Here is a 14,671-nt window from a genome sequence, read left to right on the forward strand (position 1 = left end):
ACTTCGCTGTCCACTATTCTGGAACAGGCGCTTCGCCTGCGGCCTTACCAACGGTCTTGATGATGCGGTCCGTGTAGCGCGCCTGACGTTGGCCATCCACGACCGCGAAGTCGTAAGTGGAGAGGCGATTCTCGAAGCGGAAGCGATGCTCCGACAGTGGCACAAGCCTGATGGGCCGACCGCCTTCACGCGCGCTGTACAGCGACCCGTTCTCAAAGGTCACGATCCTTACCACGTCGTCAAAGCGATACGTACCCACCCAGCGCTTCAACTGTGACTCGTTGAGCACCAGGGCAGCCTTCTCCACGACGGGCGCACCCAGCACCTGCGACACCGCACGCAGATTGTTGGACTCCGGACCGCTGCCATCATCACGGTTGGTGAGCACGATGGCGTACACATCACGACTCGGCACGTAGACGCCCGACGTGGCGTATCCGTTGATTCCGCCCGTGTGCTCCACGGTGCCGGCGCCAGCCAGCTCGTTGATGGCCCAACCGTACCCGTAGTTGCTGAAGCGGCCGTCGCTCAGCCGATGATTGGTCCAAGCCAGCTGTTTGCTGCCCTCGGAGATGAGCGTGTTCTGTCTGACGGCACGATTCCAACGCAGCATGTCGTCAACGGTGGAGAGCAGCGAGCCGGCCGCGTAGGCAATGCTGGGGCTCAGGTAGTCCGGCTTCTCGAACGCGCCCTCGAACAGCTGATAGCCGCTGGCCCGGTTCGGTACGATGGCATAGTTGCTTGCGTACGTCGAATGTGCCATGCCGAGCGGTTCGAAGATGCGCTTCTGGATGAAGTCACCGTACGGCATGCCGGACAGCTGCTCGATGATCATGCCCAGCAGCAGATAGCCCGTGTTGCTGTACGCGTACTGCGATCCGGGCGCGAACTCCAGCGGCAACGGTTTCACATACTCGGCAATCTGCGTGGGCGTCAGGTCTTCCCGCGTCTTCTCGCGGAAGGCGTGAAGGTTGGTGTAGCTCGTCAGCCCTGAGGAATGGTTGAGCAGATGATGCACCGTGATTTCATCGCCACGGGTGAACCCCGCAACGTACTTGGAGAGCGGATCCTGCAGATTGAGCTTGCCCTGCTCCATCAGCATCAGGATCGCGACACTGGTGAACTGCTTCGTGATGGAGGCCAACTGCAGCACGTTCTCTGGTCTCATGGGTACACGCAGCTCAATGTCCGCCATGCCGAAGGCTTTGCGATAGAGCACGGCATCACCACGCGCAATAAGGACGGTCGCACCCGGAGCATTGGCCGGATAGGCCTTGCGAAAGATGACATCAAGCGCCGCTTCCTCCGTTGCGGAAAGGCCTCGGCGTGCCGTCGTCGGTGAGGCGGCGACGCCGCGTGTGGTGGCGGGCGTTTGTGCGAGTGCGATCGACGGAAGCAGCAGGGCGGCAACGGCCAGTGGTGTGCGAAACATGATGGCGGGCAGAAGGGACAGGCGGCGGTGCACGCGGGGAAAACACCGGCAGGTAAAAGGTATACGTTATTCAACCTGCGGTGTTTCACGCCGCCAACCGGTTCAGTAGATCCCGCCTGAGACCGTCAACACCTCACGCTGTGTCATCGTCTCACGCACCGGAATCATCCGTTCATCAACGAGTGGCTGATTGTGGATACGCTTCACGGTAATCCCGCGCATAGTCCACAAACGTGCGCGGTGCCCGATTCAGAATGCTCGGCACGGCATCGGTAATCCGCTCGGCGTACCCCGCCTTGAGGAACGACAGAATCACGAGCAGGAACTCGGCGTAGTCGGCCGGGAGACCGGCACTTAGCAACAGGGGACGCATGGTCTCCGGCGTCACATCTTCGAAGCGGATTGGCCGCTCCAGCGCCTCCGACAGCAGGGCCGCCACCTCGGTATGCGTGAGCGCCTCGCCACCGGTCAGATCGAAGGCGCGGTTGTTGAACTCACTGCGCTGCAGCAGCGCGGCCCCCACATCGGCAATGTCCCGCGCGTCAATAAAACTCGTACGCGCGTCACCCACCGGCAGCACGATGGCCTGTTGCGTGACAATGCCCTGCAACCAGTAGGTGTGGAAGTTCTGCATGAACCAGTTGGGGCGAATCACGTTCCACGCCACTCCACTGGCTTCGAGCGCGAGCTCCGCCTTGCGAAGTGGTGCCTCGGGATTGGCATCCGCGCCCATGGCACTCATCGCCACCAGTTTGCCCACGCCGAGCCGACGCGCGGCGTCGATAACGGGCATGAGCAACACATCTTGATTGGTGAAGCCCGGCGGCGCGAGCAGAAAGGCGCCGTCCGCCCCGCGCAGCGCCTCATCGATGCCACGCCCACTCACGAGGTCGAGATGCACCTGACCCGCGGCCGGCGTACGGCTGGTGGTGCGCCGAACCACATGCCCAGCCGCCTCGAGACCCCGCGCCAGCTCGCTCCCCACCGTGCCACTGGCCCCAAGCACCACAAATGTCGACATGAATCGTTCTCCCTGAGTGTGTGGGCACCCCGCATGGGTACCGGTCGACAGGGAACATGAAGTCATAGGCCTGGACGTAGAATGGCAGAAAGTCCTCAAACACTGTCCAATCGTCCGGAAGCTGGTATGTTCAGGATATGGATATCCTCACCGACCTGTTCCGCGAGTCCGGCCTGCGGCGCCGTCTGCTCGACCTGCGCGAGCTGCCTGCGCAGCGCGGGCTGCGCTTCCCCTGCGAGCGCAGCGTGGGCTTTCACGTGGTGGTGAGCGGCACGGCGTACATCCATGCCCCGGGTGAGAGCACACCCATCGAGCTGCAGGCCGGCGACGTGGCCGTCATGGCGCGTGGCTGTGAGCATGTGCTGACCACGGGGCCGCGTCTCAAGGGCCTGCCCGTCGACACCATTGAGCTGGACGGCGCACGACGTGCCACCCAGTCTGCCGAGACCACGCTGGTGAGCGGGGCCTATCAGCTGTGGAACACGCCGGTGCACCCCTTCTTCGCGCAACTGCCCGCGTGGTTTGTGCTGCGTGCTGAGCGGAGCTCAACGCTGAGTCCCGTGGCGCTCACCGTGGCCATGCTGGCCGATGAGGCGCGCAGCGATGCACTCGGGCGTGACACCGTGCTGCATGGTTTGCTCGATGTACTCTTCACGCAGTTGCTGCGGCTCATTGTCGAGGAGCAAGGGGACACCGGGGCGGGATTCAGTCACGCGATTCGCGACCCGCATATTCGGCAGGTCGTCACCCTGCTGCATCGGGAGTACGCGCAGGACTGGACCCTTGACGGCCTGGCCCGCGCGGTGGGACTGTCGCGCTCGGTGCTGGCAGAGCGCTTTCGTGTCAACATGGGTGATACGCCGTTGGCCTACTTGCGCACCGTGCGACTGCAGCGGGCGATGCGCCTGCTTGCCGATGGCGCAGAAACCATCGAGCAGGTTGCTGTGGCCGTCGGGTATCAGGACGCCTTCGGATTCTCCAAGGCGTTCAAGAAGGCTGTGGGTGAATCACCGGGCGAGTTTCGCAAGCGCAATGCGGCGGAAGAAGGATTGCCATGGCGCCTGCCGGCCAGTGAGGCGGTGGGAACAGGCTGACGCGACACTTCACACTTCCATTGATGTCACGGCATATGCCAAAGAAGACCGAGTCCACTCACCCCAACGCATCGGCGTTTCCCAACGGCATGCCGGGTCCTGCGCTGCGGGCACTGGCGTCAGCAGGCATCCGTTCCATGCATGATCTGGCCGGCTGGAATGAGAAGGATCTTGCGGCGCTGCATGGGATGGGCCCCAAGGCGCTACAGGTGCTGCAGCGGGGGCTTGAGGAGAACAAGGTCGAATCGTGAAGACACCACCAACGAATCGTTGGCGGTATCTCGTGGCGCTACTCCTGCTCGCCGCCTGCACCGGCGAGCAATCAGCCGTGCTGCGCGTCGATCGCCAATTCATACTGTTTCCCGCCAGCGACTCGGTAGCGATTCACGACCGCACCATCGACTCCCTCACACGAATCGTGGACATTGTTCTGCATGACTCCAGTTTGGTGCTAACAGACTCCCGGCAACGGCGAGTCGCGCAGGTCGTTCCAGGCCGCGTTGGCAAGTTGCAGGGTCGCCGCGGCGACGGGCCGGGCGAGTTCCAGTTTCCTCTGCATTCGGATGCGCTGGGAGATCGGGTGGTGATCGGTGACATCGGCAACTCGCGTTTTCAGTTCTTCAACCGGGAGGGCGAGCTCATTGCCACACTCAAATCACCCGTCACCATTCACCACTTTGCACTGGAGTCCGACAGTACCCTGCTGGTGGCCATTGCCGACTCCGTGTGGTATCTCGCCCGCGTGACGATGCGCGGCGAGTGGCACCCCGTTGCGCGGCGCCCGGTGCGCCAACATGCGAAAGGCTCGCAAGCGCCCGCGGCACTCATGCGATACGACCATCTGATCGCCATGCTTGGCAACGGGTCTTTCGTCGTGTTCGATCAGGCGGATGGGATGCTGCGGGAATACGATGCACGCGGCGAGATGCTGCGCCAACGCAGCCTGCCACCCGACATCCTGAAACAGCTGGTGCAGGCTCGCGACGAAGACATGAAAGCGCTCTCGACACGCTTTGGCGGCGTGCTCACTGCGCCTCTCATCAAGGAACTCGCCGGAGATCATCGTGGACATGTGCTGCTGCTGCTCTCCGCCTCGCCGATTGGTGGGTTGTGGCTGGACCTCAATCGGAATCAGGCGGTCTCGCTCGCAACGGACGCGCCCAGACGCGGTGATCCGCTGCTCAGCGCCACTGCCGGGTCGGTATCGGGCGACAGCATCGCCATTGCCTCCTTCGACGGTAGCGTACGCGTCAGGCGCATCGCGGCTCCACGGTAGTACAATCCACGCCACCTACTTCAGCGCATTGAACGCCTCCAGCACCTTCAGCAGGTCCGCGCTCGAATAGCGATACTCGCCAGCGCCGGCACTCACCGCGCCGTCAAACGTCTTCCCGTCGCGCTTGACCTTGAGCACCATGCTGTACGGCGGTGCCAGTCGATATGGGCGGTACTGCGCACGGGCGCGCACCGCCCGCTCCACCCCAAGCCGAATGGAGTCCTGCGCCTCGGCAGGCGACATGCCGAGGATGGCGGTGCCGATTTCCTGCTTCACGGCCACGCCGTCCACCGTGCCCAGCAGACCACGCAGCTGATTCACGGCTGCCCGGTCACCCGATACAAACACCACCGGCACGTTGTACAGGCCCGCCACCAGCGCGTTGTATCCGCCCTCGGGCAACGACACGCCGTTGACGGAAAAGTCCACCACGTTGCCATTGGACGTGTGCGCAAGGATCGCGTTGGGTGTACCGGCGCTGGCGTGATAGCCAATGAACACCACCGCGGCAAAGCTGCTGTCGATGCCCTCCATCATGTTCCTGGGGCCCGTGCTCACACCACGCAGCAATCGCGCACGCCGATCGAGGTCGGTTGGCAGAATGTTCTGCTTGGCGCCGTGCGAATCACGCACCACCACCTCTGTGGCCCCCGCGCGCAGCGCACCCGCGATGGCCGCATTGGCCTCCTCGGCAGCCAGCTTGCGGAAGTACTGGTAGTCGCCGCTCGTGCCACCCACATCACCGGAGGTGACCACACCCGCCAGGCCCTCCATGTCCACTGAGATGAACACCTTGAGCGGCGCGGCGGGTCGCTGCGATGCCGTCTGGGCCAGCGTGGTGTCGACGGGAACCATGGCGCAGAGTGCCGCGAGCAAAGGCAACGTGGCGTACCGCACGGTGCGGACCGCAGAGGGCAGACGGAACATGGGCGGGAGGGCGGGAGAAAAGAACCGGTGACCAGCGTTGACAGCTGCTTCACATGTCCCGTGTACACTGGGGCGTGAGCACGACATTCGAAACCTACCGTTCCGCTACGCGCCGCGTGGCCGCCCGCGCGCTCCTCGCCCTCGCACTGCTGTCGTTGGCGGGGCGTCAGGCGTCCGCACAGCTTCAAGGCTCGCCTTCTGCCAGCGACAGCATCCTGACCGCGTCCGTCTCGCGCGCGCTGGGCGAAATTGGCGTCCCCGGCGCGGTATGGGCACTCGTGCGCGGCGACTCCAATGAGCTGGGTGCCGCTGGCATCCGCGACAGGGCGAGTGCGGTGCCCATGACCGCAAACACGCGCGTACAACTGGGCTCAGTCACCAAAACGCTGCTGGCCACCGGCGTCCTCATGCTCGTCACCCGCGGGCAACTGGCGCTCGACGAACCCGTGGCCAGCTACCTGCCGGATCTGCCCATTCACAATCCCTGGCAGGCCAGCTCGCCAATCACCGTGCGGCATCTGCTCGATCACACCTCGGGACTTGGCGACGCGCATCTCTGGCAGGTGTTTGCCACACGGACGTCGCCTGATCTTGCACTGCGCCGCGCCATCGCGCGCGATGGCACACGGCTCGCGTTGCAGGCACGCCCGGGTACACGATTCTCGTACTCCAACACCGGTTACACGCTGCTCGCCCTGCTCGTGGAGACCGTCACCGGTGAGCGCTACGAGCGGTTTCTCGATCGTGAACTGCTTGCGCCACTTGGCATGACGCGCTCGACCTTCACGTGGCAATCGCAGGTCGGCGACAAGGCCGACACCACCATGGCCATGGGGCACTTTGACGACGGCACACGTCAACCGGCCTACGGGCTGGCCACACGACCGGCAGCACAGTTCACCACCACGGCAGGCGACATGGCGCGTTTCGCGCGCTTCCTCATGAGCAATGGGCGTATGCCACACGGCGACACATCACGTGTTCTCGTGGACGGCACGCTGCTGTCTGCCATGGGCGTGCCGAGGCACACCGAGGCCGAACGCGCCGGCCTCACGTTGGGCTATGGGCTCGGGCTGCAGTCGCGCGAACGCTGGGGGCTCATGACCCGCTGTCATGTGGGCAATATCGGCACCTTCCGCGCCATTCTCTGCGTGTTGCCCGATCAGCAGCGGGCCTTCTTTGCCAGCTACAACAGCGATCCGGAAGACGCGGCCTGGGACCGCGTGGATTCGCTGCTGGTCGCACAACTCGGTGCCAGGCCCACGGCGTTCCGTGGCCACGTGGCGGCCCCAGTGCTGCGTGGTGCTGATGCAGCGACGTGGATCGGCTGGTATGTGCCTCGCCCCACACGCTTCGAACAGTTCAGCTATCTCGACGCGCTCGCGCCGTTCCACATCTTCATTCGTGGCGACAGCTTGACCCTCACGCCGCTCGGCGGCACCGCACGGCACCTGGTCTGGCGCGGCGGTATGACCTGGGGCCTCCTCGGCCGTGCCTGGCCCACGCATGTGCTGCTGACCAATGGTCACGAACGCATGATCAGCGATGGCCAGCGCACACTCGTGCGCGTGTCCATGATACGCGTTTGGTGGCGGTGGCTCTCGGCGGCCGTGGGTCTGTGCTGTGTGCTGCTGATCCTGATGCGGGGACTGATACGCATCGCGCGCCGCGCCCCCGTGCGCGAGCCGCTGTGCTGGCCGGTACTTTCCCTCGTACCACTACTGGCGGCGGCCGCAGGACTGTTCCGTCAACCGTTTCTGGCCATTGGTGACATGCGGTGGCCGAGTGTGTTGCTGGCGGTTGGCACGGGTCTGATGCTGGCTGGCGTAGCCGCCGCGACGCTGCACACCGCCGTGCGCCTGTGGCGCACCCGCGCAACCTTCAATCGAGGCCTCGTGCTCGACGGCCTGCTGCTGACCGGCGCGCTGCAATGGCTGGTCACGCTCGCGTACTGGGGGTTGCTGCCGCTTCGACTCTGGGCCTGACGCGCATGCATCCGTGTTGGCCGGCGCCTGTCGAAACGCAGGAATGCATCGTAACGTAATGTGCAGATCCCCTACACCATGCGCATGCGCAGGAGGCGATGATGAATGCACCCGGTTGGAGTGTCCTCAATACCTACGCCACTGGCTTCGAGGCCGATTTTGTCATGGCCCAGCTCGAGGCTGAAGGCATCCCGGCCGTGCGGGACAATCACGAAAGCACCGCGCTCTTCGGCCTCGGGTTCCAGGGCGCCACGCGCTCCGGCTACACCATCATGGTCCCCACCGAGGTGCTGGACGAGGCACAGGCGCTGCTGGAGTCGGCGCCGGATGACGTCCCGTCTGACGTCCCGTTCGACGTGCCGGACGACGAACCCACGCCCTGACCGGTAGGCGCGCCCGCCCGTTGGGCGCGAACGATGATTTCAGAGGCCGCATGCAGTCCAAGCCTTCATCCCCCGTGTGGAGGCTTGGACCATGCATTCGCCCGCCATCATGCCCCAAAACTCACTGGTCGACGACTACCTCGCCGCCCTGCCCGCCCCGCAGCGTGAGGCACTCTCGGATCTGCGCACGCGCTTGCACGCGCTGATTCCCGGCGCAGACGAGGCCATCAAGACGCGCGTGCCCGCCCTGCGTTACAAGAACAAGACCGTGGTCGGGTTTGGCGCAGGCAGGACACACCTGGCGCTGTACGTCATGTTCGGTCGCGCGCTCGATACCCTCGCGGACGCGTTGCAGGACTACGACGCGACGAGTCGCGTCGTGCGCTACACCATCGAGCATCCGCTCCCCGACGCGCTCATCCGCAAGATCGTGAAGCTGCGACTTGCCGAGATCGACGCCCAGCAGAAGGGGTAACGGACACCATGCCCATGCAAACCAGCCCGGAGTGCGCGACGTCACGCGATGGCTCGCGCATCGCCCATTGGCGTTACGGCAGCGGACCGGCCCTCCTCATCATTGGCGGCGCACTGAGCGATCACTCGACCTATGTCCCACTGGCCGAGACGCTGTCCCCGGCGTGCACCACCATCATCTGGGATCGTCGTGAGCGGGGGCACAGCGTGCATGCCGCGTCACCGTACTCGCCGGAGCGCGAGGTCGAGGATGTGGACGCTCTGCTCTCCACCTGCGTGGGTCCGGTCACCATCTACGGACATTCATCCGGCGCGGCGCTCGCTCTCCGCGCAGCGGCCGCCGGGCTCCCCGTCGCGCGGCTCGTGCTCGGTGATCCGCCCTACTCGCCGCACACGCCCGACGCGGACGCCATGCGCGCCGAGCATGCGCAACAGGCCGAGCGGCTGCGTGCGCTCGTGGCGCAGGCTGACCACGCAGGGGCTGTCCGTTTCTTTCTCAGCGGGTTCGGATTGTCACCGGAGGAACTGGATGGCTTGATGGCATCGCCTGCCGGGGAGGCCATGTGCGCTCTGGCAGCGACGCTCCCGTACGACTACGACATGTTGGGCGATGGGCTGGTGCCGCTGGACGCCGCGAAGTCGGTACACGTCCCCACATTGGTGCTGGCCGCTCAAGGCGAGGATGTGGCCGCGCGCCAACTTTGCGCAGCGATTCCCGACGCGCGCCTGTTGGGCACGGTGGCACCCCTGCATGCCCTGGCAGTGGAGGACTACGCCCCGGACATCCTGCGGTTCGTGCACAGCTGACGCAGTTACCCAGAACGCGACGTCTTATCGTCGCATCCTGGCACCGCCGCCATTACCCCGCGTCGTTCGACTCGAGCGGCAAGGCCGCGAGTCGCGCACCCAGCTCGGCGAATCCGCGCGCGGTGGCCATCATGGCCGGCGTGGTGCCGTCCTCCATCACGGCATGTACCTCGGCGCCGCGCGCAATGAGCAGGTCACACAGGGCACTGTCGCCACGTGACGCGGCCAGATGCAGCGGCGTGACACGATGCGCACCAAGCGCCGCCACATCGGCGCCGGCAAACACGAGGCGTCGCACGATGCCCGGCTTCGTGGCCCCCGCCAACGCCGCGTGCAGCGGTGTGTTGCGCGTGGCGTTGGTGGAATGCGCATCGAGTGGGGCGCCGAGGTCGATGAGCAGCGCCACGGCTTCTTCGTGCCCGAAGAACGCCGCGAGATGCAGTGGCGTCCAGCCATCACTGCTGCGCAGCACCCGCGCGTCATCGTCGTTGAAGATGATCTGCCGCAGCGCGTCCACCTGACCCAGTGCCGCCGCCTCACAGGCATCGGGCCCGCGCTGCCGCAGAAAGAGCGGCGCCAACTCCGGCGCGCCCACATAGCAGCAGTGCAGCGCAAGCGTCTCCCCGCCCGGTGCGCGCATCTGCGCCCGTGCCGGGTCTTCCGCGAGCAGACGCTCGATACCCAGCTGATCGCGGCCACGAATGGCGGTGAGCAGGACTTCCGGTGCGGTGGGGACCATGGCGTCAGCGGCCCGGGGCGCCACCGCTGGTACCCGCACTGCGCGGCGCCGCATCACGCAGGCGCGCCACGGCCTCGCGCGCGGTTCGCAACTGCGGCTCGAGCGGCGCCTCGCCATCACGCCAGAGCTCAAGGAAGCGCTCATAGGCCTGCCGTGCCTTGACCGGCTCGCCAATGCGCTCGTACAGCGCACCGCGCAACATGAATTGGCGCACGTACACCGCCCAGGTGGTCTCCACCGACTCGCTGAGTGAGAAGCGTGCCGGGTCGATGAGTTCGAGCACCGCCAGTGCCTGACGCACGTCGCCCAGTTCCGCCAACACCACGGCGCGTGTCACCATGCGCAGGCCCGTGGTGCCGATGCGTGACGTGCGCAGCGAATCCACCGATGGGAAGCTGCGCGCAAGCCGACGTGCCTCGCTGCTGTCGCGCCGCTCAATGGCGAGCAGTGCACGCAGCTCGGGATACCCCGTGCTGTCGCCCTGCGCGGCCAGCGTGCGCACCGCCATCTCGCCATGCTGCACGTCGCGCGTGGCCAGGAACGTCATGTACGCACTCAGCCAGTCACGCTGCTGCGGTGGCAGGCCTTCAAGTTGCCGCGCCACACCCGTCAACTGCTGACGGTCTGTCACCGTGAGCGGAATGCCCATGCTGGCCTTCATGGTGAGCGAGAGCCACAGTGCCACCGCCGCGGACTTGACGCCAGGCACGATATCCATGCCATCGGTGGCGCGCGTCATGGTGCCCGCGGCCGCGCTGATGAGCGACGGCCGACCGGTCAGCGCGCCGATGCTCATGGCGTCCTGCAGAATCAGATAGCGCTCGCCCACCGCAAGACGGCGCAGCGTGTCATCGGGCGTGGCGGCCAGCATGGTGGCCGCTTCGGCGCCGGTACCCGGTCGCAGCGCCCGCGCGCGAATGGCCAGAATGCGCCACGCGAAGGTGGGATCGTTGGTGGACGAGCGCGCCATCGCCGCCTGCAGCACGCCAATGGCGCTGTCGGCCATGCCGGCGGTCAGCAGATTGTCGGCCAGCGCCTTGCGCGCCTGCACGGCATCGGGGTCGGCGGCAATCCAGCCCATGGCTGCTTCGCGTGCGCGCACACTGGCCGCATTGCGCAGCGCTTCCACCTGCGCTGGTGTACCCAGCCGCGTCTCATACGCCACCGGTCCACCCGGCTTGATACTGTCGCCCACCAACACGATGAACGCACGCGGGACTGCCGCCTGATTGTACATCGACACCAGGTGCTCATACGCCAGATGGAACGTGGAGTCGAGCGCAATGGTGCGCTGGAACGCGCGCATGGACTGATTGAGATACTTGGCCGTGCTGTCGGGACTGCGGCCGTATGACGTATTCAGCACGAGGTGGTACGCCGCGTCGGCAAAGGCATACCACGCCTCCGCGTCCAGCGAATCCACGGCCACCAATCGCGCGAGCCGCTCGTGGGAGGCCAACAGCGACGCCCGCGCGGCGTCCGGATCTCCACGCTGCAGGAGACGGAATGCACTCGTGAGCTCCGCATGTCCGCGCACGATTTCCTGCTGACGCTGCGGCAGACGCGCTGCGAACTGCACTGCGCGCTCCGCGTCGGCCACGTTGAGGGTGTCCGACCAGTTGCGCCAACCGCGCCCGAGGGAGCGACGATAATACGCCAGCGCAAACGTGCTGTCGCGGCGAATGGCCTGCGTGAACAGCGAATCGGCCGCATCGAGGCGCCAGGAGTTGAGCGAGCGCAGCCCTTCGAGATACAAGCGATACGCGTCCACCGAGTTGGTGGTCTGCCGCGCGAGATCGAGTGACACCCGCGGTCCACCGGCCAGATTGAGCAGATCACCGGCGAGCTGCTCGAAGACGCTGCGCGGATCGGCCGTGCGCAGCGCGGCGACCCGTGCGCGGTCCACCACGTCCTGGGCCCGCGTGTCGTACAGCGTGGCGGTGGCGATGAGCGAGTCACCGGCCAGCGTCAGCTGCCCCAGCACGACACGGCCCACACCGGCGCGACGCGCCAGACGTTCCGCGTCGTCGAAGCTGATGCGCCGCGCCTCGTCGAGTCGTTCGTCGCGCAACAGGTCGAGCGTGCGCTCGTACTCCACCACCTTGAGGTCGCGCCACTGCTCGAGCGACAGCGTGAGCATATTGACGCCGCCTTCGCGCAACCAGTCGAGCGAGTTGTCGGGCGCCTGCACTTCGAATGGTGCCACCAGCCAGGCCCGCTCGGCTTCACGCGCGCCAGCCGGACGCGAAAGCACCACCGCCAGCGAGGCCAGAGTCGCAATGGCCAGACCACCCCAGACCAACAGGCCGCGACGACCACGTGCCGGCGTCTTGGTGGCCTTCCCGCTGGAGGCCGCACCGATCAGCCGCGTGGGTGTGGCGCGTGTGACCGGTCCCGAGGGCGTATCAGCCATCGGGTCACCCGTCACCGCCGCCGCGAAGGCGCGGCCATGCGGCCAGCGCGCGTCACGATCCTTGGCCAGCAGACGATCGATGGCCGAAGCGACGGCCGGAGACGTGGCAGGCGCCGACTCGCTGAGCGAGGGCACCGCCTCCGTGAGATGCTTGACGAGCACCGACGCCGCCGTCGGCGCATCCACAGCCGGCGCGCCCGTGAGCATCTCCACCGCAATCAGCCCCAGCGAATAGAGATCGCTGCGGCCGTCGATGTCCGCATCGCCACTGGCCTGCTCGGGACTCATGTAGCGCGGCGAGCCCAGCACAAAGCCCGCGCCGGTTATCTGCAAATTGCCCTGCAGCGCCCGCGCCACGCCGAAGTCCGTGAGCATGGCGCGACCGGTGTCCCGGTCCAGCAGCACATTCTCCGGCTTCACGTCGCGGTGGACGAGACCCTGCGCGTGCGCGTAGTCGAGCGCCAGCGCGATGTCGCGCAGAATGGGCACGGCCTCCGCTTCAGCAAGGCGGTCCTCGCGCGTGAGCCGATCGCGCAGACTCTCGCCAGGCACGAACTCCATGACGAAGTACAGCAGGCCGTCGGCTTCACCGGCCGAGTACACGGCCACGATGTGCGGATGCCGGAGCCGGGCGACGGTGCGCGATTCCTGCACGAAGCGCTGCCGCAGCTCGGCGCTGGCCGCCACGTCCGGCGCCACGACCTTGATGGCCACCGGGCGATCAAGCGCCTCGTCGTGCGCCCGAAATACCGACCCCATGCCACCCTGCCCGAGCAACCCCTCCACGCGGTACTGCCCAGCCAAGGCGGTACGCAGTCGTGACTCGAGGGTTCGGGATGCGGGGTCGTTCATGCGGGTAAGTTGTGGCGAAAGCCTGCGGATGGCCACGGCCTTCCGTCAGTTCATCCCGGACGCCGCTGTGGTGTGATGCCGAGCACAATGCAGACTACAAACGTACGCACTACCCACGCCCGACGTGATCTGTTCCTCGGCATTCTGCTTGGGAGCCTGTGTCTGTTCGTGACGGCCTGTGGGGGCGGGGCCGGGTCACGCGCCACACCGGGCGCCTCGCCTGCCTCGCCGGTCTGGATGGGCCTGGCCCCGGCGGCGGTGCCCGGTCGACCGCTGGTGATCGCGCACCGCGGCGCCAGTGGACATCGGCCTGAGCACACCCTCGCCGCCTACGCGCTGGCGGTGGAGCAGGGCGCCGACTTCATCGAGCCCGACCTGGTCAGCACGCGGGACAGTGTGCTCGTGGCGCGGCACGAAAACGAAATTGGCGGCACCACCGACGTCGCGACGCGCTTTCCATCTCGCAAAACGCGCAAGGTCATCGACGGAGACACGGTAGAGGGCTGGTTCACCGAAGACTTCACGCTCGCTGAACTCAAGACCCTGCGAGCGCGGGAACGGTTGCCCTTCCGCTCGCAGGCCTACAACGGCCAGTTCGCCATTCCCACATTCGACGAGGTGCTGGCGCTCGCCGACTCGCTGGGTCGCCAGCGCGGACGGGCCGTGGGGGTGTATCCCGAGACCAAGCATCCCTCGTATCACCGGCAGATCGGGCTGCCCCTCGAAGAGCGCCTGCTGGCGGCCCTGCGCCGACACGGGCTCGATCGCCGCGACGCCCCGGTCTTCATCCAAAGTTTCGAGGACGGCAACCTTCGTACGTTGCGTGGCATGACGCGGGTGCCGCTCGTGTATCTCATTGGTGCGGGACGTCTCGACGCGGCGCGGCTGCGCGACATCGCCAGGTTTGCCGACGCCGTGGGCCTCAATCAGCGCATGGTGGTCGGCGCCGATTCATCGGCTAGGCCCAGCACGGTGATTCAGGACGCCAAAGCGGCGGGTCTGCGTGTGCACGTGTGGACGCTGCGGCCTGAGCCGGCCTTTCTCGCCAAGCGATATGGTGGGGACTCGGCAGCGGAGGTGCGCGAGCTCGTGGGGCTGGGGGTGGATGGGTTCTTTACCGACTTCCCGGATGTGACGGTGGGGGCGCTGCGGGGGCTTGGGTTGAACTGATGGTGTGAGGATCAGAGGATCTGGGGATAAGAGGGGCGGGCCTCGGGGGTTCCCTTGATAGTGGAGCCCCCGAGGCCCGCCTCTCCAATCCTTGTATC

13 protein-coding genes are annotated in these 14,671 nt (G+C 66.1%); 8 read left to right on the top strand and 5 right to left on the bottom strand.

The genetic code is table 11. The features are described 5' to 3' along the window. Nucleotides 1-13: 13 nt before the first annotated feature. Together B2747_RS04855 and B2747_RS04860 are read right to left on the bottom strand one after the other, a co-directional pair. The gene (locus B2747_RS04855) at nucleotides 14-1,432 is read right to left on the bottom strand and encodes a serine hydrolase domain-containing protein (protein WP_291157378.1); all 1,419 of its coding nucleotides are present in this window, start codon (nucleotides 1,430-1,432) and stop codon (nucleotides 14-16) included. 175 nt (nucleotides 1,433-1,607) lie between these two features. Continuing rightward, a complete protein-coding gene (locus B2747_RS04860; protein WP_291157380.1) occupies nucleotides 1,608-2,453 on the bottom strand; it encodes an NAD(P)H-binding protein in 846 nt (281 codons plus the stop codon). Between the two features lie 137 nt (nucleotides 2,454-2,590). Here B2747_RS04860 and B2747_RS04865 point away from each other — a divergent pair, with 137 nt between their 5' ends. From B2747_RS04865 to B2747_RS04875, 3 genes are read left to right on the top strand one after another with little or no spacing between them, the layout of a single operon-like run. Next, on the top strand, nucleotides 2,591-3,547 hold the full coding sequence (locus tag B2747_RS04865) for an AraC family transcriptional regulator (protein ID WP_291157382.1): 957 nt from the start codon (nucleotides 2,591-2,593) through the stop codon (nucleotides 3,545-3,547). 35 nt (nucleotides 3,548-3,582) lie between these two features. Further along, nucleotides 3,583-3,798 (top strand): helix-hairpin-helix domain-containing protein, encoded by a 216-nt coding sequence (locus B2747_RS04870; RefSeq protein ID WP_291157383.1) that lies wholly within the window; start codon nucleotides 3,583-3,585, stop codon nucleotides 3,796-3,798. Beyond that, on the top strand, nucleotides 3,795-4,823 hold the full coding sequence (locus B2747_RS04875; RefSeq protein ID WP_291157385.1) for a hypothetical protein: 1,029 nt from the start codon (nucleotides 3,795-3,797) through the stop codon (nucleotides 4,821-4,823). The genes B2747_RS04870 and B2747_RS04875 overlap by 4 nt, the downstream gene beginning before the upstream one ends. A 15-nt stretch (nucleotides 4,824-4,838) precedes the next feature. Here B2747_RS04875 and B2747_RS04880 read toward each other — a convergent pair whose 3' ends face one another. After that, entirely contained in the window at nucleotides 4,839-5,750 is a 912-nt protein-coding gene (locus B2747_RS04880; protein WP_291157387.1) for a M55 family metallopeptidase, read from the bottom strand. A 74-nt stretch (nucleotides 5,751-5,824) separates the two neighbouring features. Here B2747_RS04880 and B2747_RS04885 point away from each other — a divergent pair, with 74 nt between their 5' ends. The 4 genes from B2747_RS04885 to B2747_RS04900 all read left to right on the top strand — a co-directional run bounded on the left by B2747_RS04885 (nucleotide 5,825) and on the right by B2747_RS04900 (nucleotide 9,399). Further along, on the top strand, nucleotides 5,825-7,735 hold the full coding sequence (locus B2747_RS04885; RefSeq protein WP_291157389.1) for a serine hydrolase domain-containing protein: 1,911 nt from the start codon (nucleotides 5,825-5,827) through the stop codon (nucleotides 7,733-7,735). Nucleotides 7,736-7,833: 98 nt separating this feature from the next. Next, nucleotides 7,834-8,118: a DUF2007 domain-containing protein gene (locus tag B2747_RS04890; protein ID WP_291157391.1), complete on the top strand. Its 285-nt coding sequence runs from the start codon at nucleotides 7,834-7,836 to the stop codon at nucleotides 8,116-8,118. A 91-nt stretch (nucleotides 8,119-8,209) separates the two neighbouring features. Beyond that, complete coding sequence (locus tag B2747_RS04895; RefSeq protein WP_291157393.1) at nucleotides 8,210-8,593, top strand: iron chaperone; 384 nt, start codon at nucleotides 8,210-8,212, stop codon at nucleotides 8,591-8,593. 8 nt (nucleotides 8,594-8,601) lie between these two features. Then, a complete protein-coding gene (locus tag B2747_RS04900) occupies nucleotides 8,602-9,399 on the top strand; it encodes an alpha/beta fold hydrolase (protein WP_291157395.1) in 798 nt (265 codons plus the stop codon). A 52-nt stretch (nucleotides 9,400-9,451) separates the two neighbouring features. Here the strand turns inward: B2747_RS04900 and B2747_RS04905 are convergent, their stop codons facing one another. Together B2747_RS04905 and B2747_RS04910 are read right to left on the bottom strand one after the other, a co-directional pair. Then, nucleotides 9,452-10,138, bottom strand: coding sequence for an ankyrin repeat domain-containing protein (locus B2747_RS04905; RefSeq protein ID WP_291157397.1), 687 nt, complete (start codon nucleotides 10,136-10,138; stop codon nucleotides 9,452-9,454). Nucleotides 10,139-10,142: 4 nt separating this feature from the next. Next, nucleotides 10,143-13,403, bottom strand: coding sequence for a serine/threonine-protein kinase (locus tag B2747_RS04910; protein ID WP_291157398.1), 3,261 nt, complete (start codon nucleotides 13,401-13,403; stop codon nucleotides 10,143-10,145). An 87-nt stretch (nucleotides 13,404-13,490) separates the two neighbouring features. On the opposite strand from B2747_RS04910, the gene B2747_RS04915 reads away from it, so the two are divergent. Further along, entirely contained in the window at nucleotides 13,491-14,573 is a 1,083-nt protein-coding gene (locus B2747_RS04915) for a glycerophosphodiester phosphodiesterase (protein ID WP_291157399.1), read from the top strand. Nucleotides 14,574-14,671: the final 98 nt, after the last annotated feature.

It is taken from the genome of Gemmatimonas sp. UBA7669, from assembly GCF_002483225.1.
In the GTDB taxonomy this organism is placed as follows: Bacteria; Gemmatimonadota; Gemmatimonadetes; order Gemmatimonadales; family Gemmatimonadaceae; genus Gemmatimonas.